The organism is Loktanella sp. D2R18 (genome assembly GCF_003318235.1).
In the GTDB taxonomy this organism is placed as follows: domain Bacteria; phylum Pseudomonadota; class Alphaproteobacteria; order Rhodobacterales; family Rhodobacteraceae; genus Yoonia.
The window spans coordinates 21,956-41,725 of record NZ_QOCG01000004.1; the positions used below are offsets into that span (position 1 = coordinate 21,956).

Genomic DNA, 19,770 nt, shown 5'->3' on the forward strand with positions numbered 1-19,770 from the left:
TGACGCGGGGTTCACTTTTACGCGGTTCCCGGCCAGTGTAAAGCGAACGGATTCGACGCAGGTGACACATATGCAAACGAAAATCGGAATTATTGGCGGCTCTGGTATCTATGATATGGATGGGCTGGAAAATGCGGAATGGGTTACCGTCGACAGCCCATGGGGCACACCCTCGGACGCAATTTTGACTGGCACGCTCAATGGGGTCGCGATGGCCTTTTTGCCGCGTCATGGGCGCGGCCATGTGCATTCGCCAACAACCGTGCCATATCGCGCGAATATCGATGCACTAAAACGGCTGGGCGTAACCGATATCATCAGCGTCAGCGCCTGCGGGTCATTCCGCGAAGACCGCGCGCCGGGTGATTTTGTGATCGTGGATCAATTCATTGACCGGACTTTCGCGCGCGAAAAATCATTCTTTGGCACGGGCTGTGTGGCGCATGTCAGCGTGGCCCACCCAACCTGTGACCGCCTTTCGGACGCCTGCGAAACCGCCGCGCGCGATGCTGGAATTACCGTCCACCGTGGCGGCACCTATCTTGCTATGGAAGGGCCGCAGTTTTCTTCGGTCGCCGAAAGCAAAATGTATCGGTCTTGGGGGTGCGATGTGATCGGCATGACCAATATGCCCGAAGCCAAGCTCGCCCGCGAAGCTGAAATTTGCTATGCGTCTGTCGCGATGATCACTGATTACGACAGCTGGCACCCGGATCATGGGGCCGTTGATATCACCGAAATTATCGCGACATTGCAGGGAAATGGCACCAAGGCACGCGATCTTGTCGCGCGACTGCCTGCCCTGCTCGGGGCAACACGTGACGCCTGCCCGCACGGCTGTGATCGGGCGCTTGAATACGCGGTCATGACCGCCCCTGACAAACGCGACCCGGCACTGGTTGCCAAATTAGACGCCATCGCTGGCCGTATCCTTTAGAAAGCCCACAAATGAAAACCGTCCAAGACTACATCCGCACGATCCCTGATTTTCCACACGAAGGGATCATGTTCCGCGATGTCACCACATTGTTCAGCGACCCGCGCGGGTTTCGGATAGCAATTGACCAATTGCTTCACCCCTATGCCGGGCTTGATATCGACCGGGTTGTCGGACTTGAGGCGCGCGGGTTCATCCTTGGCGGGGCCATCGCGCATCAGCTGACCAAAGGCTTTGTGCCGATCCGCAAAAAAGGCAAACTGCCCGGTAAAACGATTGAGCAGGCCTATACGCTCGAATACGGCGAAGCCGTGATGGAAGTCCACGACGACGCGCTGCAACCGGGCGAAAAAGTCTTGATCGTTGATGACCTTCTGGCCACAGGCGGCACTGCCGAAGCTGGCATCAAACTGGTTGAACGCATGGGCGCCCAAGTCATCGGCTGCGCCTTTGTCATCGACCTGCCCGATCTTGGAGGACGCAAAAAGCTGGAAACCTTGGGCATGGACGTACACGCGTTGTGTGCGTTTGAAGGGGAATGATTTGAGACTGGATGTCTACTATTTAGGCAAACACAAATCAGCAATCGCAGTGGAGTGACACCATGGGCAACGATTTTGAGAATGCGGTTAAGGCCGAATTTATTGAGTACCGTATAGGAAATCGCAAAGACGAAATTGCAGACGTAGACCTGCATTTTGTGCTACCACTAAAAGTATACGCGAAATACGAAGCCTTGATCGCAAAAATTACAAACGGCGAATTCAAAGTAAACGCAGGGTATAATCTGGCACTGCTATATACCAACCCTCAAGATGCCCGGCGCGCAGGAACGGTGACGTTTAGCAAAGACATAGATTGGCTAATTGTGAATTGGTCAGGACTGTTGGACGAAATCGCAACGGATCCGGACAAATCTTCGCAACTTGATAAATTTAGGGGCCTGCACTCATTTTTTCGTAGCGCCCTATGGTTAGAGGAAAACGCGTCCGACGACCCCTGCGCTGGCGCAAATACGTTAATACTGAAGTCTGCCCGCAAAAAGAAACCGTTTTGGAGGCGAATTTTAAACTAACATATACCCCTCAATAGAGGTCTCCTAGCAGCGCTGGAAAGCATTTATGCCTCCGTGTTTTCGCTATCGTTAACCTTAAGATGACACTATCACCGCGCCCGGGTTCATAATACCTTTTGGATCAAGCGCATCTTTTATGGCGCGCAGCATCGCGAGCTTGGCGGGGTCACCATATTTTTCAAGGTCAGCGACCTTGAGCCGCCCAATTCCGTGTTCCGCGCTGACGGACCCTTCCATTTGCGCGACAATATCGTGCACGGTGCGTTTCACATCTGCGGATAGCCCATCGTATTCGTCGCGGCTGCGCCCGCTTGCGGGAAATACGTTGTAATGCAGGTTGCCGTCGCCGAGGTGCCCGAAACAATTGATTCGAAAATCGCCCAAGGCGGCCAGTGCCGCGCCTGCCTTTTCGATAAATTCGGGGATAATGCTTAGCGGCAGCGCGACATCATGTGAACTGATCGATCCGATCAACCGGTTTGCTTCGGGAATGTTTTCGCGAATATCCCACAGTTCTTGGCGCTGTGTGTGGCTTTGGGCGATGACACCATCGGTGACAAGTTCTTGCTCAAACCCAGCTTCAAACAGCCCTTCTAGCGCGGCCTCGGGGCTTAGACCTTCGGGCAGGCCAACATCGATCAACACCGACCATTCAGGGATCTCATCAAGTGGCTCGCGCTGTTGCGGGCCGACTTCGGCAAGAAAATCCATGCCTTGGCGGTGCATAATCTCAAATGCAGAAATCCCATCCCCGATACGCGCACCCGCAAGCGCCAATAGGTCAAGTGCGGCCTTTGGTGACGGCACAGCCATCAATGCCGCACCGATCCCCACCGGGCGCGGCGAAAGTTTTAGCGCGGCCCCCGTAATGACCCCAAGTGTTCCCTCTGCCCCGATCATCAGATCACGCAGATCATAGCCGGTGTTATCTTTGCGCAGCCGGGTGAGCCCGTGCCAAATGGTGCCGTCAGGGCGCACGACCTCTAGCCCCAGACAAAGCGCGCGCGCATTGCCATAGCGCAGCACATTCACACCACCTGCGTTTGTAGATAACACCCCACCAATCCGCGCCGAACCTTCAGAGGCCAACGACAGCGGAAACAAACGATCCACATCTTCTGCCGCCTTTTGCACATCTGCAAGAATCACGCCTGCATCACAGACGAGAACATTCTCAGTAGGGTAGACCGCGCGGATTTTATTCATCCGCTCGAGCGAAAGCACAACGGGTTTCGACCCTTCGTCGCTGAGCTGCCCACCGACAAGACCGGTGCCGCCACCGTAAGGAATGATCCCGACAGATGCCTCTGCACAGGCTTTGACCAGCGCTGCGACCTCCTCGGTCGTGGCGGGAGCAACGACGATACCGTGGCCTGAGCGACGCCCACGCGGTTCGGACATATAGGGCGCGGTGTCTTCTTTGAACGCTGCGGCGGGCAAAAGGCTGCGTAGCCTATCTTCAAATACAGGAGTGACAGGGTTCAGCATAGTTTGCTCCTTTGACGTTAACCGACGTCGGTTTTCCCGCGCCGATCATGGCGCAAGTTGGCGTACAGCACATGATTGCGCCAACGCCCGTTGATCTGCAAATAGCTTTGCGCGACGCCTTCATATTTATAACCACATTGTTCTAGCAGACGGCGTGATGGATTATTTTCAGGCAGGCAGCCTGCCTCAACCCGGCTTAGATCCATCGCAGTGAATGCATGGTTCACGACGGCCTGTAACGCCTCGCGCATATAACCTTGGCGCGCGAAAGGTTCGCCGATCCAATACCCCGTCGTGCCAGCCTGTGCAGGTCCGCGCCGAATGTTGTCGAGCGTGATCGCCCCAACCAGCCCCTGGTCATTGCGGCGGACCAAAAACAGCGGCAAGGCAGATCCATTCGCAATGGACCGCTGCGCCCAATAGACCCGGTTGGTAAAGGCCTTACGTGTGAGATGATCTGTCGCCCAGGTCGGTTCCCACGCGGTTAGAAACGCGGCGCTGTCATAGCGTAGCGTGGACCAAGCCCGATAATCACCATGCACAGGCGGACGCAGGATTAGCCGTTCTGTTTCGATCCGGACCTTGCGTTTGGCCCCAAGCATCACGCCGCCAGCCGTTCTTTCAACGCATCCAACGTCGGTGCGGCATCCGTCGGACCATAAAGCGCTAGCCCCATCCCGGTTTGCCCCGCCATTTGACCTGCAAAGGATTTAACATCGCCTGTGGTCACCGCATCGATTTGCGCGATGGTTTCATCAAGGCTTGGGATACGTCCCCAGATTTGCAGCAAACGCGCCAGACGCTCAGCCCGGTTGGACGGGCTTTCTAATCCCATCAAAAGCCCTGCTTTCATCTGGGCACGCGCGCGCGCCACTTCTGACGCAGTCATATCATCTGCGGCGCGTTTCATTTCATCGATGGTGACGGTAGCCAGTTCTGCGATTTGTTCGGCACTTGTACCCGCGTAAATCGTGGTCATCCCGGTGTCTTCATAGGCGCCTGTTTGCGCAAAGATCGAATAGCATAGCCCACGGTTTTCGCGAATTTCTTGGAACAGGCGCGAGGACACGCCACCGCCCATGACTGAGCTATAGATTTGCGCGGTGTAAATCTGTGGATCACGGTAATTCGGCCCTTCCAGACCAAGCGCAAAATGCACCTGTTCGAGATCTTTGACGTTGCGGATTTCACCACCGCCAAACCGGGCGGGCTGGATCAAATCAGTGCCACGATCCAACGCGGGCAGATGGCCAAACAGCGCCTCTGCTTGCGCAACAATCGCGTCATGATCCACCGCGCCTGCCGCAGCTAAGATCATCTGGTTAGGGCCATAATGTTGGCCAACAAACTGCTGCAAATCATCACGGTTAAATGCGCTAACCCGCTCTGCCGGGCCCAAAATCGTACGGCCAAGCGCCTGATCGGGAAAGGACACTTCTTGCAGCCAATCAAACACCATCTCATCAGGGGTATCGATGGTCATGCCAATTTCTTGCAAGATCACACCGCGTTCAATTTCGATATCTTCGGGCGCGAATACCGGGTTCAACAGAATATCTGCAATCACATCCAGCCCAAGTGGCACATCATTTTCCAACAGGCGCACGTAATAGGCAGTCGCCTCGCGACTTGTGTAGGCGTTGATATAGCCGCCCACATCTTCGATGCACTCCGCGATCTGCAGGGCGGTCCGCTTTTGCGTGCCCTTGAACGCCATATGTTCAAGAAAATGCGCGATACCGTTTTGCGCAGGCTTTTCGTGCCGCCCGCCCGCTTCGACCCAGATGCCGATACTGGCGGATTTCAGCGTTGGCATATGCTCTGTCACGATCCGAAAACCGTTCGACAGGGTGTGCAGTTGAATTGTCAAAGTCAGATCCGTTCTTTGATGACGGCTTGCAATGCCGCCAAATCATTGGCCACGCGTGTGACACGTTCGGGGCGCTCATATAGGTCGGCCATCCGCGGGGGAAGTGGTGCCGCGACGCCAGAGGCTTCTTTTACCGCATCCGGGAATTTAGCAGGGTGCGCGGTCGCCAAGGTGATCATCGGTGTTGCCCCCAAATGCGCCTGTGCAACATGCACCCCAACCGCACTATGTGGACACAACAATTCACCGCTATCCGCACGACACGATTTGATCATCGCTTTTGTGTCATCCTCGGACGCGCGTCCCGACTTAAACGTGTCTTGCAACATCTGGAAGGCCCCTTGCGAAATATCAAAGCCGCCGTTTTTCAGATCATCCATCTGTGCTGCGACCGTCGCACCATCGCCGCCGTAAGCGTAAAACAACGCGCGTTCAAAGTTAGAACTCACCTGAATATCCATTGATGGGCTGATGGTTGGGGTGACGCCTTCTTTGGTGTAGGCGCCGGTTTCCAAGGTGCGGTGCAAGATATCATTGCGATTGGTCGCAACGACCAAATCGGCAATCGGCAGCCCCATTTTCTTAGCGATATAGCCCGCAAAGATGTCACCAAAGTTGCCTGTCGGGACGGTAAAGCTAACTTTGCGGTGCGGTGCGCCAAGGCTCACTGCCGCGGTGAAATAATAGACTACCTGCGCCAAAACGCGGCCCCAGTTGATCGAATTCACGCCCGCCAATTTCACATCTTCGCGGAAGGTGAAATCGTTGAACATGTCTTTTACAGCCGCCTGACAATCGTCAAAATCGCCGTCCACTGCCAATGCATGCACATTGGATTCGCTTGGCGTGGTCATTTGGCGGCGTTGCACTTCGGAGACACGCCCATGTGGGAACAAGATGAAGACATCGACGTTCGACAGCCCGCGAAAAGCTTCGATTGCGGCGGAACCCGTGTCGCCCGATGTGGCACCGACGATGGTGACGCGGTCGCCTGAACGCGACAACGCGGCTTGGAACATCTGCCCGATTAGCTGCATTGCGAAATCTTTGAACGCCAATGTTGGGCCGTGGAACAATTCCAACAAGAAATGGTTTGGGGCCAATTGCACCAAGGGCGCGCGCGCCGCATGCCCAAAACCAGCATACGCCTTGGCAATCAATTCGCGAAATTGCGCATCACTAAAGGTATCGCCAATAAAGGGGCGCATCACGTCGAATGCCACCTCTTCGTATGATTTTCCTGCCATTGCGGCGATCTGCGTTGGGGTCAGCGTCGGAATGTCTTCGGGCACATAAAGCCCGCCATCACGGGCAAGCCCGGTCAACATGGCTTCTTCGAAGGTCAGCGCGGGGGCGGTGCCACGGGTTGAGATATAGCGCATTTTAGACGTCCTTTTGGCGGGTCGTGCGGAAGATAAGAAAAAGTGTCATAACAGCCCAGACAAAGGCCAGCGAAAACCAAGTGATCGCATATTCAAGGTGATCGTTCTTGATGCCTGATGTTGCCACTGGCAAGGGGGTCAGGCGCGGATCGGCCGGGGTTGCGGTGCTCGCTACGATCATAAACGGCTCTGTCGCAAGTTCTGCGGCCATAATTTCAGTGTTGCGGGCAAACCAAATATTTTTAGCAAGATCCGGATCAGGGGTGCTGTTGTTTTGATCATCAGGCCACAACAACGTGCCCGTGATCTGCATTGGCGCGATCAGCGGGGCTGCATCTTTGGCAACTAAAGGTAGCAACCCCAAATCAACAAGGATTGCGCTGCCGTCATCTAGAATAAATTTAGAAATCACCCGGTAGCCTGTCCCGGCAGCGGTGCCCGATGTCAGCACATGGAGCTCTTCTCCAGTTGGTGCACCAGCCAATGTTACCCGCGTATATTCATCGTCAATTTCGGTCGCAGTCTGGGTAAGTGGTGTCGGAGCACCAGTGAGCCGCGAGTCGAGCTCTGCCAAAATATTTTCTTTCCAAGAAAGGCGCTGTACCTGCCAAACCCCAAGGCTCACAAGAACCCCGCAGCCCGCAATTCCCAGAAGAAGTGGAAAGATCAGTTTACGCAGCATTTTGCGCCCTTAATTAGAAAAACGCGCGAGAGGTCCCCGCGCGCTTAGATCAGGGGTGGTGGATCAAGATCCACCCTACGAACCTGCGTTTGGCTTAGCCGCCCCAGACGTACACGGCTGCAAACAAGAACAACCAAACCACATCCACAAAGTGCCAGTACCAAGCGGCAGCTTCGAACCCGATGTGCTTTTCAGGGGTGAAGTCTCCCTTTTGCAGACGGATCAGGCAGACCAGCAAGAAGATGGTCCCGATAAAGACGTGTGCGCCGTGGAAACCTGTCGCCATAAAGAAGTTCGCGCCATAGATGTTGCCGCCGAACCCAAATGCTGCGTGGCTATATTCGTATAGTTGGAACACGGTGAAAATCCCGCCCAAGACAACAGCAAGGATCAGCCCCCATTTCATGTCTTCACGGTTGTTTTCATGGACCAGCGCGTGGTGCGCCCAAGTCGCGGCTGCACCAGAACATAGTAAGATCAACGTGTTGATCAGCGGCAGGTGCCACGGATCAAACGTTTCGATCCCGGCAGGTGGCCAAACGCCGTCTTGCAGTGGGCTCATTGGCCCCATTGGGTACATCGCGTGTTTAAAGAACGACCAAAACCACGCCGCAAAGAACATGACTTCGGACATGATGAACATGATAAATCCATAGCGCAGGCCGATCCGTACAACGGGGGTATGATCGCCAACCCGACTTTCGGCGACAACGTCAGCCCACCACGCGTACATGACATAAAGCACCATCGCCAAACCGACGAGGAACATGTATGGGCCCCCGTCATCTACGGACATCCAGACTACGGCACCAAAGAGCATAATAAATGCCCCGAGGCTACCCAAGAACGGCCAGATCGAAGGTGGCAGGATGTGATAATCGTGATTCTTTTCATGCGCCATGTGGTGCGTCCCTATCGTCTTATCGTTAGTTCAATTCTATGGCGTCTTGCGACGCCGTTGTCAAAGTCGAGGGCGCAAGCGCAGCTTGCACCACGTCCTCTGGTAGGTCGATTTGGTAGAAAGTATAGCTGAGCGTGATTGTATGCACGTGTTTCCCTTCACGATCGTCAACAATCGCGGGGTCAACAAAAAAGCTCACTGGCATCATCACGGTTTCGCCCGGTTGCAAAACCTGTTCGGTGAAACAAAAACACTCAATTTTGTCGAAAAACGCACCTGCCTCATAGGGGGTGACGTTATATGCAGCTTGGCCTGCGATCGCGACATCAAGCGGGTTGTGCGCTTCGTAGTAGGCCAGCCCGGTTTCCCCGATCCGCAATTCCATCTCGCGCACTTCAGGTTTAAAAGTCCACGGCATATCCCGGTCAAGCGAGGCATCAAAGCGCACGGTGATCGTTTGATCCAAAACCACATCGCTACCGGCCTCGGCAACATTTGTGATTCCGCCAAATCCGGTCACCCGGCAGAACCAGTCATAAAACGGCACGGAGGCATAAGCCAAACCGCCCATCGTCACCACAACCGCACTTGTCATCAGTGCAGTCCGGTGCGGGCCTGAAAGGTTTGGAAAAAGCTTCATTCTGAGCCTTCCTCCGGAATGATTTGAGGGCGCGCGACATGATCAGTAGCTTCGAATTTGCGCGCATCGCCAAGCTGGATAACCTTTACAACGGTCAATCCCAAGACGATTCCCACAAAACACAGCAACAAGATCAAGACACCGTAGTTGCGGTTCTTGCGGCGGCCGTGCACCTCATGTTCAACTTTCATTGTCATCACCAGCCCCCCAGCCCGTATTGACGCAACGCAGCCTCAAACAAAAGTGCTAGGAAATGAGCGAAGAGGTAGTAGAGCGACACCTTAAAGACGTTAATTTCGACTTTATGTTTATCAGTCTCACAGGCGGCATCGTCACGGCGCGAAATATCGATGGCCCCCTTGAGGAACCAAAGGTTCATCACCACGGCAACAGCCATGTAGACAGGGCCGCCAATAGACGTCAGCCCGAGCCCAAGCGCGACGGGCACCAAAGCAATTGTGTAGATCAGCACATGACGGCGCGTGGTGTCGCGCCCATGTGTTTCCGTCAGCATCGGAACACCAGCGCGGCCGTAATCGGACTTCACAAACAGCGCGAGCGCCCAGAAATGCGGGGGGGTCCACATAAAGATCAACGCGAACATCAGAACGCTTTCAATGCTCACACCACCGGTCGCAACCGCCCAGCCTATCATCGGAGGGAATGCCCCTGCGGCCCCACCAATCACGATGTTATGTGGTGTCGAACGTTTGAGGTACATCGAATAGACGACCGCATAGAAAAAGATCGTGAATGCCAGTAAGAAAGCTGCCAGAAAATTCGTCGCAAGCGCTAACAGTACAACTGCAAAGCCAGAAAGCGCCAGCCCGATGCCCAATGCTTCACCCGGTTCAACACGACCTGAAGGAATTGGACGTGTTGCGGTGCGCTTCATCAATTGGTCGATATCAGCGTCCCACCACATGTTCAGCGCACCAGAGGCACCAGCCCCAACAGCGATACACAAAATGCCCACGAACCCGATGAACGGATGAACGGGCACGGGCGCAACCAACAACCCAACCAAGGCGGTAAACACCACCAACGACATGACACGCGGCTTAAGCAAGGCGAAATAATCGCCCATGCTTGCCTCATAGCTGCTATCCTGCATGCTGATGTCACTCATATCGGTTCTTTCCACGATGGGAGGATCAAGGTCCACCCTACAGGGTTGCTTTGACGTAGGGTGGATTTCAATCCACCGCCCCGCTTAGGACTTCGCCGCTGCCAGCCACTCATCGTAAGTTTCTTGGCTTACAACTTTTACAGTGATGGGCATATAGGCGTGGTCTTTACCGCAAAGCTCTGAACATTGCCCAAAGAAGATGCCTTCGCGCTCAGCTGAAAACCAAAGCTGTGACAAACGCCCTGGAACGGCGTCTTGCTTGACCCCAAAGGCCGGCATCGCCCATGAATGAATCACATCCGCACCAGTCAATTGCATCACAACCGTTGTATTCACAGGCACAACAACAGACGTGTTGGTCGCAAGCAAGTATTCATCTTGGCTATAGCCATATTCTTCCAGCTCATCACGGCCCAACAAGAAGCTATCAAACGCGACATCTTCGTCGACATACTCATAACCCCAATACCACTGGTATCCAGTGACCTTGATGTTAATTTCGCCTTCAGGGATGACCTGCTGTTTGAACAGCACAGGCAAGGAAAATGATCCGATGATCACAAGAATGACAATTGGGATAACGGTCCACGCGATCTCCAGCGGAGAGTTATGCGTAAATCCAGCAGGTGTCGGTTGGCGCTTTTGGTTATAACGGATCAGAACCCATGCGAGCAGCCCTGTCACAAATAACGTAATTACGGTAATAATCACGAGCAACAGATGATCCAAATCTTGTACATCACGTGCCAGTTCGGTCGCCGCTGGCTGAAACCCGGTCGCGCCATCAACGGGCATCCCAATAATTTCCAGCTCTTGGCTGACTTCTTGCGCTGTCGCAGCCGCCCCAGCCATGATCAGGCCGGCACCGGACAAAAGTGAGGTCGCAAAGGTTTTCAGTCGCATATTCTACCCTAACATCGTTGCGCCTCAGGCGCGTCTGGAACGGTACCCAAGAAGGAATCCCGTTGTATCTGACCGTCCATGTCCCATATCTTGATGCACAACTCAAGAACTGCTGTTGCGGCAAAGAGCCGCTTTTGCCGATAATTTGCGCAGACCTAAGGAATTTTGCATGTCCACTGATCCATTTCGCCCGTTTGAAACCAACCTTGATCAAGATCGCGCGCTCACCTTGCTGCGCGACGCGACGCAAGGCGCTGATGACGGTGAACTTTTCCTAGAGCGCCGCAAATCAGAAGTGTTGTCGTTTGACGATGGTCGCGTCAAGACCGCCAGTTATGATGCATCCGAAGGGTTTGGGTTGCGTGCGGTACGTGGCGAAACTGCAGGCTATGCGCATTCCACAACGATTGACGAACATGCGTTAAAACGCGCAGTAGCGACTGCCCGGCTAGCCGTCGGCGACGGCGGCGGCACCATGGCCCCCTGCCCGATAGGCACGAACCGCAAACTTTATTCGGACGCTGATCCGATGCTGCAAGCAACGTTCCCGGCCAAAATTGACGTATTGCGCGAAATCGACGCCTTTGCCCGCGCGCTCGACCCGCGAGTCGTACAAGTGTCGGCCACCCTTGCCGCCTCACACCAAGAGGTACTGATCTTGCGCCCCGAAGGCACATTGGTCACGGATACTCGCCCCATGTCGCGCCTGAATATCAGTGTTATCGTAGAAAAAAACGGCGTACGCGAAAGCGGATCGATGGGCGGCGGCGGGCGGGCTGGGTTAATCGGGTTGATCGGGCGCGACCACTGGGAACCGGTCGCGCGCGAGGCGTTGCGCATCGCCCTTGTAAACTTAGACGCGGAACCAGCCCCCGCAGGCATGATGGATGTGGTCCTTGGCCCGGGTTGGCCCGGCATCCTTCTACACGAGGCCATCGGGCATGGGCTTGAAGGTGATTTCAACCGCAAAGGATCATCCGCCTTTGCCGGACTGATGGGTCAACAAATCGCCGCGAAAGGCGTCACCGTGCTTGATGACGGCACCATCCCTGATCGGCGCGGATCGATCACCGTCGATGATGAAGGCACGCCTAGCGCGAAGAACACATTGATCGAGGACGGCGTACTGGTCGGCTATATGCAAGACCGCCAAAACGCGCGCCTGATGGGAGTCGCCCCAACGGGCAACGGGCGCCGCGAAAGCTATGCCCATGCGCCGATGCCGCGTATGACCAACACCTATATGTTAGGCGGGAACGCGGCCCCCGAAAGCCTCGTCGCCGATCTGAAAGACGGGATTTACGCAGTTGGGTTTGGCGGTGGTCAGGTTGATATTACCAACGGCAAATTTGTGTTTTCCTGCACCGAAGCCTACCGCGTCAAAAACGGTATCGTTGGGGCATCTGTCAAAGGGGCCACCCTGATCGGCGACGGCGCAACCGCGTTGAAACAAATTCGCGGGATCGGCAATGACATGCAACTTGATCCCGGGATCGGCAATTGCGGGAAAGCCGGGCAATGGGTGCCCGTCGGCGTCGGACAACCCAGCCTGCTGATTGGCGGGCTAACGATTGGCGGAGCTGCAGCGTAGTATGTTTCGCTCCGCGCCAGTCCGATTGCTTGATGCGCTCAAGATGATTGGGATTGCGATACTCATCGTTGAGCTCATACTTCCGGCACTGTTGCTCGCCGTTTGGGCCGCAGTAACGTATACGCCAACGCTGACCGATAGCTTAGGGTATTTTTGGGATACAAGCGCGTTTATTCTTAATCTCTTTATTTTTGCGTTTGTGACAACCTTGCTGATTGTGCCGGTCGCTGTGGCTCTGCTTATGACTGGGATTGGCGGATGGGCCGTTGGCTTTGTATTGGGCGGGATTGTTAGCCACGCAGCGTTTCTTGTGCTTGTTGGCCTAAAGGAAGCCGCGTATGACTTCGGCTTCGTCGTAATGACTTCACTGCCCGGCGTTGGCTTTGCCGGGGCGCTTTGGTTCTGCGCACAACTTGCGCGGCCAAAGCAAAACCTTTGATCGACAAAACATGCAAAGATTCACATCTCGTTAACTGCGTAGGCCTAAAACTGACCACGCAATAGGCGGAGAATCAGGATGACCGGAAAACGCAAAACTTCCAATCACCCCCCACTCCTACCCACCACGGAAGGTGATCTGGTTGACCGGCTTCGTCTATTGCGTTCACGCCGGGTTGGCATTGTGACCTACCGGCGGCTGATGGCGGAACATGGCACGGCGCAAAACGCGTTGGACGCATTGCCGGAGATTGCCCGTGAAGCGGGTGTAAAAGGGTATGAAACATGCCCCATTGGCGTGGCGCGCGCGGAACTTGACGCGGGTCACGCCAATGGCGCGGTATTGATGACGGATGACGACCCGCGCTATCCAACCAATCTGCGCGATATTGCAGACGCCCCACCATTATTGTGGGTCTTGGGTGATCTCGCATTTTTGACCCGTCCGATGATTGCATTAGTGGGTGCGCGCAACGCGTCATCGCTTGGCACCCGCATGGCAAAAAAGCTGGCTGCGGATCTGACCGATTCGGGGTTTGTCGTTGTGTCTGGTCTTGCCCGTGGGATCGATACCGCTGCGCATCTCGCCGCACTTCCCGGTGGAACAGCCGCCGTGCAGGCTGGCGGGGTCGATACTATCTATCCCATTGAAAACACGCAGCTTGCGCACGACATTGCCAAACAGGGCGTACGCCTGTCCGAGATGCCGATGGGGATGCAACCACAAGCCCGGCATTTTCCGGCCCGCAACCGTATTATATCCGGCATGGCACAGGCTGTGATCGTGGTCGAAGCTGCCGCAAAATCAGGCAGCCTGATTACCGCGCGAAATGCATTGGATCAGGCCCGCGACGTTTTCGCAGTTCCCGGCCACCCGTTCGATGCCCGCGCGGCTGGATGCAATATGCTGCTGCGCGACGGGGCAACACTGATCCGCAATGCGTCTGATGTGATCGAAGCTATTTCTCCGGTCCTTCCCGAAGCCCCCGAACTGGACCTCACACCGCCACCTGCACCGCGCCCGTTGCAGCAAACCGCAGCGCTGCACGATGAAATCTTGGCGCGGCTCGGCCCAAACCCCATTGCCGAAGATCAATTACTGCGCGATGTGGATTCGCCCGCTGCAACGGTGGCCCCTGTTTTGGTCTATTTGGAACTTGACGGCAGGATCGCACGCCAACCCGGCGGGCTATGGGCCGCGGTCGTCAACTAGCAGCACTTGAACGCGCAACAATTGGAAGAAAATGGCCCTGTCGTAATGGGCGCATTGACAATCCGGCGCGACACACCACATCTTGCGCACCTAAATCGCTCCTCATCCGCCCAAAGGATTCTCATGCCAGTTGTCGTCGTCGAATCACCGGCCAAAGCCAAGAAAATTGAAGGTTATCTAGGCAAAGGTTACACAGTTTTGGCATCCTACGGCCACGTCCGCGACCTGCCACCCAAGAACGGATCGGTCCTGCCTGACGAAGACTTCGACATGAAATGGGAGGTCGCAAGCGACAGCAAAAAGCATCTCAAAGCAATTATCGACGCGTTGAAAAACGACAACGAACTGATTCTCGCGACCGACCCCGACCGCGAAGGCGAAGCCATTAGCTGGCACCTGACCGAAGCTTTGACCGCGCGTAAAGCGATCAAAAAAGATACGCCCGTCAGCCGCGTTGTGTTCAACGCCATCACCAAAACCGCAATTCTTGATGCGATGAAAAATCCGCGCCAAGTCGATGCGCCCCTGGTCGAGGCGTATCTTGCGCGTCGCGCACTCGATTATTTAGTTGGCTTCAACCTGTCGCCCGTCCTTTGGCGCAAACTGCCCGGCGCGAAATCCGCAGGTCGGGTGCAGTCGGTGACACTACGCTTGATTTGCGAGCGCGAGATGGAAATCGAAGCCTTCCGCAACCAAGAATATTGGACCATCAAGGCACTTTTAACGTCTCCGCGCGGTCAAACATTTGAAGCACGGTTGACGACGCTGGCGGGCAAGAAGCTCGACAAATTTGATCTGGGCAATGAAACGCAGGCCGAAATGGCCGTGCAGGCGATCAATTCGCGCGATTTAACCATCAAATCGGTCGAAGCAAAGCCCGGCACCCGCAACCCATCGCCGCCATTCATGACATCGACCCTGCAACAAGAGGCCAGCCGCAAATTCGGCATGGGCGCGCGTCAAACCATGAGCGTCGCACAGCGTTTGTACGAGGCTGGATTGATCACCTATATGCGGACCGACGGCATCGACATGGCGCCAGAGGCGGTGACGGGCGCACGCGATGCAATCAAAGCCAAATTTGGCGAAAAATACATGCCCGAATCGCCCCGCGTCTACAAAAACAAGGCAAAGAACGCCCAAGAAGCCCACGAATGTGTGCGACCAACAGATTTAATGCTGGGCGCAGATGAGGCGAATATTAAAGACGCCGACCAACGCAAACTTTATGATTTGATCTACAAACGCACCCTCGCCAGTCAAATGTCTGCCGCGCGTTTTGAACGGACCACTGTTGATATCGCCAGCGCCGACGAACAGGTGATCTTGCGCGCCAACGGCCAAGTCATGGTGTTTGATGGCTTTATCGCGATCTATGAAGAAGGCAAGGATGACACTGTCGTCGATGATGACGACAAACGCCTGCCCCAACTGGCAGAGGGCGAAGACGCCGCCAAGCAATCGGTCACGCCAGAGCAGCACTTTACTCAACCGCCGCCCCGCTACACCGAAGCCACGCTCGTCAAGCGCATGGAAGAATTGGGCATCGGCCGCCCGTCAACCTATGCGTCAATCGTGACCACGATTCAGGACCGCGGATATGTTGAAAAAGACAAAAACCGTCTGATCCCGCAGGATAAAGGCCGTTTGGTTACCGCGTTTTTGACGAATTATTTCCGCAAATACATCGGCTATGATTTCACCGCAGATTTAGAAAACCAGCTTGATGAGGTCAGTGCTGGTGACGCTGAATACAAAAAAGTACTTGAACGGTTCTGGCGCGATTTTTCTGCAGCGATTGCGGAAACCGCTGATCTACGGATCACCGAAGTACTTGAGAAAATTAACGAAGTGCTTGAACCGCATCTCTTTCCGCCGACGGAAGATGGCAGTGATCCACGTCTTTGCCCCAACTGCGGCAAAGGGCGCTTGTCCATGCGCACCGCCCGCTCTGGTGGGGCCTTTATTGGCTGTTCGAACTATCCAGAATGCCGCTACACGCGCCCCTTTGGTCCCCCAAACCCAGAGGCCGAAGCATCTGCAATTCCTCCCGAGGGCAAGCTGCTCGGCGAAGACGCTGGCGATCCGATCCGCGTATTCAAGGGGCGGTTTGGCCCCTATGTGCAGCGTGGCGAAGTGACCGAAGACAATAAAAAGCCACCGCGCCAAGGTGTGCCCGAAGGTTGGAATCCCGAAGAAATTGGGCTTCCAGACGCGTTGCGTTTGCTTGAACTGCCGCGTTTGATCGGCCCCCATCCCGAAGACGGTGTGAATGTATGGGCCAATCTTGGTCGCTATGGGCCCTATTTGAAACACGCTGAACACACTTCGTTTAAGGGCGGCACAAACGCCAATCTTGAAGGCATCGAAGACGTCTGGACCGTGGGCATGAACCACGCCGTACAATTGCTTGCGGAAAAAGTCGCGAGCCGTGGCCAACGTGGCAAAGCGGCCGTGCCGATCCATGAATTGGGCGAACACCCCGAAGCAGGCGGACCGGTGAACGTCTTTGACGGCAAATACGGCCCCTACGTCAAATGGGAAAAGATCAACGCGACGATCCCCGAAGACATTCCACCAGCCGAGCTGACGATGGCACAGGCTGTACATCTGATTGATGAGCGTGCGGCGAAGTCGGGTAAGAAAAAACCGGCACCTAAGAAAAAGGCCCCGGCAAAAAAACCTGCCGCGAAAAAGCCCGCCGCCAAGAAGCCAGCAGCAAAAAAGAAACCTGCTATCAAAAAATAGCATGTGCTGCATCGCAGCATGCACGTTGACTTTCCCTGTTTCGCGGGTCAGGCTTTGGCCGATTGCGAAACGGGGGAACACCATAAATGCAGAAAATATATCCGAATGCCGCCGCGGCCCTTGATGGGTTGTTGTTCGACGGTATGTTCATTGCCGCCGGGGGTTTTGGTCTATGCGGCATCCCTGAATTATTGCTCGCTGCGATCAAAGACGCAGGCACCAAAGACCTTACGTTTGCATCCAACAATGCGGGCGTCGATGATTTTGGCATCGGTATTTTGCTGCAGACCCGTCAGGTCAAAAAAATGATCAGCTCTTATGTTGGTGAAAACGCGGAATTTATGCGTCAATACCTGTCCGGCGAACTTGAGCTGGAATTCAATCCCCAAGGCACATTAGCCGAACGCATGCGCGCTGGCGGCTGCGGTATCCCAGGGTTTTACACCAAAACCGGCGTCGGCACAGTAATTGCCGAAGGCAAAGACCATAAAGATTTCAATGGTGAAACCTACATTATGGAGGAAGGCATCTTTGCTGATCTGGCCATCGTCAAGGCGTGGAAAGCCGATGAAACAGGTAACCTGATTTTCCGGAAAACCGCCCGCAACTTTAATCCGCCAGCCGCAATGTGTGGCAAGGTTTGTATTGTTGAGGTGGAAGAAATCGTTCCAACTGGCAGCCTTGATCCAGACCATATCCACCTGCCCGGCATTTATGTGCATCGCATTATTCAAGGCGACCACGAAAAACGCATTGAGCAACGTACAACGCGCCCTGCAGCCTAGGGGAAAAGCATGTCAGATCATAACTCATCTAAGGCCGAACAAGATCGAGAAATATTGCGCGATTTCCATCATTGGATCGTGATTGCCCGCGCAATGGTTCACGATACATTTGTTGGTGATGACACCGAATTACAGCGCATGACGCTGAGCACCGCACATAGTCTCATGCTGGAACACCAATTGAGCGAAATCAAAACAAGTCTTGCAGAGATCAAGACCTCTCTTAACTCTGGGAAGGATTAATCATGTCTTGGGATCGCAACCAAATGGCCGCGCGCGCGGCGCAAGAACTGCAAGATGGCACCTATGTAAACCTCGGCATCGGTATCCCGACGCTGGTTTCCAACTATATCCCCGAGGGCGTCGAAGTCACGTTGCAGTCAGAAAATGGCATGCTTGGCATGGGGCCGTTTCCGACCGAAGAGGACATCGACGCGGACCTGATCAACGCAGGCAAGCAAACCATCACCGAATTGCCCCAAACCGCATATTTCGACAGCGCGCAGTCTTTCGGCATGATTCGCGGTGGCAAGATCGCGATGGCGATTTTGGGCGCGATGGAAGTCGCAGAGAACGGGGATCTCGCAAATTGGATGATTCCCGGCAAGCTTGTCAAAGGCATGGGCGGCGCGATGGATCTTGTGGCTGGCGTCGGTCGTGTCGTTGTCGTGATGGATCACACATCCAAACACGGCGACAGCAAATTGCTGAAATCCTGCACCTTGCCACTTACTGGTAAAGGGGTCGTCGACCGTATCATCACTAATCTTGGTGTGCTTGATGTTGTTGAAGGCGGGCTGCACATTGTCGAATGCGCTGACGGCGTAACCGAAGATGAACTACGCGCCGCTACCGAAGCGACAATCGTCTAATCAGATTGGGCGACACGATATAATAGAGTGTCGCCCAATACTTAAATTCCGTTCACGTTGAACACGCAGCCATCAGTGATCAATTCTGGTGGCGTATTGCAAAGCCCCTTCGCAACCTGCCACGCCGCCAATACCTTTGGCACGTAGGCCCGTGTTTCCGAGAACGGCGGAACGCCAGCGTGACGCATGACATTGCCTTCGCCCGCATTATACCCTGCAAGCGCCAGAACCGGGTCATTCCCGAATTCATTGAGCAACCAACCAAGGTAGGCAACGCCGCCCTTAATGTTTTGGGCGCCATCAGTACTGTCGGTCACGCCAAAACGCGCGGCCGTCGCCGGCATTAATTGCATTAACCCAGTTGCGCCCGCGCTGCTCACGGCATCGGTGCGCCCCGCGCTTTCCACCGAAATCACGGCCAGCACCAATGCCGGTGACACGTCCGTGCCAACAGTCTCGGTCAAAATCGCGAGACCATGTGCATTTGCAATATCTTGTAAACTTTGCAGACGCGGTGCAGAAACTCCTTCGCCTGCGGGTGGGTTGTTGATTTGCTTAAGCGCGCTTTCGAGCCGCGCCGGAGAGGAATCGTTGATCCCGTAAGATACGTTGTTCCAAAACCAGTCAGTTCCCGCAGATTGCGGCACGGTAATCACCGCGGATGCCTCTTCCACTTCAGGCTCCTCTGAATAGACAGGACCCAGACGTGGCGCATTCGGATCAATCTGTACGTCAATCCGTACCGTCGACCCTGCAGTCGGTACCGAAACCATCCGAAATGTGAAATCCGGTTGTAGCCGCTCTACCTCTGCAGTGGCGTTAGAACTGCTGACCGATAGCGCCAAGGCCACTAAAAAAGGAATCTTACGATTCATGATCTGTCCTGCTCTTCATTTTTATTACCCTAATCATGGCAGAAAACCGCCAAAACTCCAGATTCCGGAAAACAATTATGTCATTTAGGCCCTATTGCCGACCTTTTAGCAACGGACATCAAAACACCGAAACACCGAGTACATTAATTAATACTATTAATACAAATAGTTACGACATTGTATCGCAAAAAAATTGGCTGTCCGAAAAAAAAATGAAAGGCGTCAAACTCCCGCCCCATTC

At 54.7% G+C, this 19,770-nt stretch carries 21 protein-coding genes; 10 read left to right on the forward strand and 11 right to left on the reverse strand.

Annotation, left to right across the window (positions count from 1 at the left end):
• Positions 1-70: 70 nt before the first annotated feature.
• From DS901_RS01035 to DS901_RS01045, 3 genes are all read left to right on the forward strand, one after another.
• Positions 71-937, forward strand: coding sequence for an S-methyl-5'-thioadenosine phosphorylase (locus DS901_RS01035; protein ID WP_113775321.1), 867 nt, complete (start codon positions 71-73; stop codon positions 935-937).
• A gap of 11 nt (positions 938-948) precedes the next feature.
• Positions 949-1,479, forward strand: a complete 531-nt coding sequence (locus DS901_RS01040) for an adenine phosphoribosyltransferase (RefSeq protein WP_113775079.1) — start codon at positions 949-951, stop codon at positions 1,477-1,479.
• A 62-nt stretch (positions 1,480-1,541) separates the two neighbouring features.
• Positions 1,542-2,012, forward strand: a complete 471-nt coding sequence (locus tag DS901_RS01045) for a hypothetical protein (RefSeq protein WP_113775080.1) — start codon at positions 1,542-1,544, stop codon at positions 2,010-2,012.
• Between the two features lie 75 nt (positions 2,013-2,087).
• Here the strand turns inward: DS901_RS01045 and DS901_RS01050 are convergent, their stop codons facing one another.
• From DS901_RS01050 to coxB, 10 genes are all read right to left on the reverse strand, one after another.
• Complete coding sequence (locus tag DS901_RS01050; RefSeq protein WP_113775081.1) at positions 2,088-3,500, reverse strand: FAD-binding oxidoreductase; 1,413 nt, start codon at positions 3,498-3,500, stop codon at positions 2,088-2,090.
• Between the two features lie 17 nt (positions 3,501-3,517).
• A complete protein-coding gene (locus DS901_RS01055; RefSeq protein ID WP_113775082.1) occupies positions 3,518-4,102 on the reverse strand; it encodes a GNAT family N-acetyltransferase in 585 nt (194 codons plus the stop codon).
• A complete protein-coding gene (locus DS901_RS01060) occupies positions 4,102-5,370 on the reverse strand; it encodes a M16 family metallopeptidase (RefSeq protein ID WP_113775083.1) in 1,269 nt (422 codons plus the stop codon). Before DS901_RS01060 ends, DS901_RS01055 begins: the two co-directional genes overlap by 1 nt.
• Before the next feature lie 2 nt (positions 5,371-5,372).
• On the reverse strand, positions 5,373-6,752 hold the full coding sequence (gene thrC, locus DS901_RS01065) for a threonine synthase (protein WP_113775084.1): 1,380 nt from the start codon (positions 6,750-6,752) through the stop codon (positions 5,373-5,375).
• Between the two features lies 1 nt (position 6,753).
• A complete protein-coding gene (locus DS901_RS01070; RefSeq protein ID WP_113775085.1) occupies positions 6,754-7,434 on the reverse strand; it encodes an SURF1 family protein in 681 nt (226 codons plus the stop codon).
• 94 nt (positions 7,435-7,528) lie between these two features.
• The gene (locus tag DS901_RS01075) at positions 7,529-8,335 is read right to left on the reverse strand and encodes a cytochrome c oxidase subunit 3 (RefSeq protein WP_113775086.1); all 807 of its coding nucleotides are present in this window, start codon (positions 8,333-8,335) and stop codon (positions 7,529-7,531) included.
• Between the two features lie 25 nt (positions 8,336-8,360).
• Positions 8,361-8,975, reverse strand: coding sequence for a cytochrome c oxidase assembly protein (locus DS901_RS01080; RefSeq protein ID WP_113775087.1), 615 nt, complete (start codon positions 8,973-8,975; stop codon positions 8,361-8,363).
• Positions 8,972-9,172 carry a hypothetical protein gene (locus DS901_RS01085; protein ID WP_113775088.1) on the reverse strand — a complete coding sequence of 67 codons (201 nt, stop codon included), beginning with the start codon at positions 9,170-9,172 and terminating at the stop codon, positions 8,972-8,974. The genes DS901_RS01080 and DS901_RS01085 overlap by 4 nt, the downstream gene beginning before the upstream one ends.
• Positions 9,172-10,104 carry a heme o synthase gene (gene cyoE / locus DS901_RS01090; protein ID WP_113775322.1) on the reverse strand — a complete coding sequence of 311 codons (933 nt, stop codon included), beginning with the start codon at positions 10,102-10,104 and terminating at the stop codon, positions 9,172-9,174. Before cyoE ends, DS901_RS01085 begins: the two co-directional genes overlap by 1 nt.
• Positions 10,105-10,188: 84 nt before the next feature.
• Positions 10,189-11,007 carry a cytochrome c oxidase subunit II gene (gene coxB / locus DS901_RS01095; RefSeq protein ID WP_113775089.1) on the reverse strand — a complete coding sequence of 273 codons (819 nt, stop codon included), beginning with the start codon at positions 11,005-11,007 and terminating at the stop codon, positions 10,189-10,191.
• Positions 11,008-11,176: 169 nt separating this feature from the next.
• Between coxB and tldD the strand changes: the two genes are divergently transcribed.
• From tldD to DS901_RS01130, 7 genes are all read left to right on the forward strand, one after another.
• The gene (tldD, locus tag DS901_RS01100; protein ID WP_113775090.1) at positions 11,177-12,598 is read left to right on the forward strand and encodes a metalloprotease TldD; all 1,422 of its coding nucleotides are present in this window, start codon (positions 11,177-11,179) and stop codon (positions 12,596-12,598) included.
• Position 12,599: 1 nt separating this feature from the next.
• Positions 12,600-13,037, forward strand: coding sequence for a hypothetical protein (locus DS901_RS01105; protein WP_113775091.1), 438 nt, complete (start codon positions 12,600-12,602; stop codon positions 13,035-13,037).
• Between the two features lie 78 nt (positions 13,038-13,115).
• Positions 13,116-14,249 carry a DNA-processing protein DprA gene (gene dprA, locus DS901_RS01110; RefSeq protein WP_181820704.1) on the forward strand — a complete coding sequence of 378 codons (1,134 nt, stop codon included), beginning with the start codon at positions 13,116-13,118 and terminating at the stop codon, positions 14,247-14,249.
• A gap of 123 nt (positions 14,250-14,372) precedes the next feature.
• Positions 14,373-16,997 carry a type I DNA topoisomerase gene (topA, locus tag DS901_RS01115; protein WP_113775324.1) on the forward strand — a complete coding sequence of 875 codons (2,625 nt, stop codon included), beginning with the start codon at positions 14,373-14,375 and terminating at the stop codon, positions 16,995-16,997.
• A gap of 86 nt (positions 16,998-17,083) precedes the next feature.
• Positions 17,084-17,782 carry a CoA transferase subunit A gene (locus DS901_RS01120; RefSeq protein ID WP_113775092.1) on the forward strand — a complete coding sequence of 233 codons (699 nt, stop codon included), beginning with the start codon at positions 17,084-17,086 and terminating at the stop codon, positions 17,780-17,782.
• Positions 17,783-17,791: 9 nt separating this feature from the next.
• A complete protein-coding gene (locus tag DS901_RS01125) occupies positions 17,792-18,025 on the forward strand; it encodes a hypothetical protein (RefSeq protein ID WP_113775093.1) in 234 nt (77 codons plus the stop codon).
• A 2-nt stretch (positions 18,026-18,027) separates the two neighbouring features.
• Positions 18,028-18,654 (forward strand): 3-oxoacid CoA-transferase subunit B, encoded by a 627-nt coding sequence (locus DS901_RS01130; protein ID WP_113775094.1) that lies wholly within the window; start codon positions 18,028-18,030, stop codon positions 18,652-18,654.
• A gap of 41 nt (positions 18,655-18,695) precedes the next feature.
• Here DS901_RS01130 and DS901_RS01135 read toward each other — a convergent pair whose 3' ends face one another.
• Positions 18,696-19,529: a lytic transglycosylase domain-containing protein gene (locus tag DS901_RS01135; protein ID WP_113775095.1), complete on the reverse strand. Its 834-nt coding sequence runs from the start codon at positions 19,527-19,529 to the stop codon at positions 18,696-18,698.
• Positions 19,530-19,770: the final 241 nt, after the last annotated feature.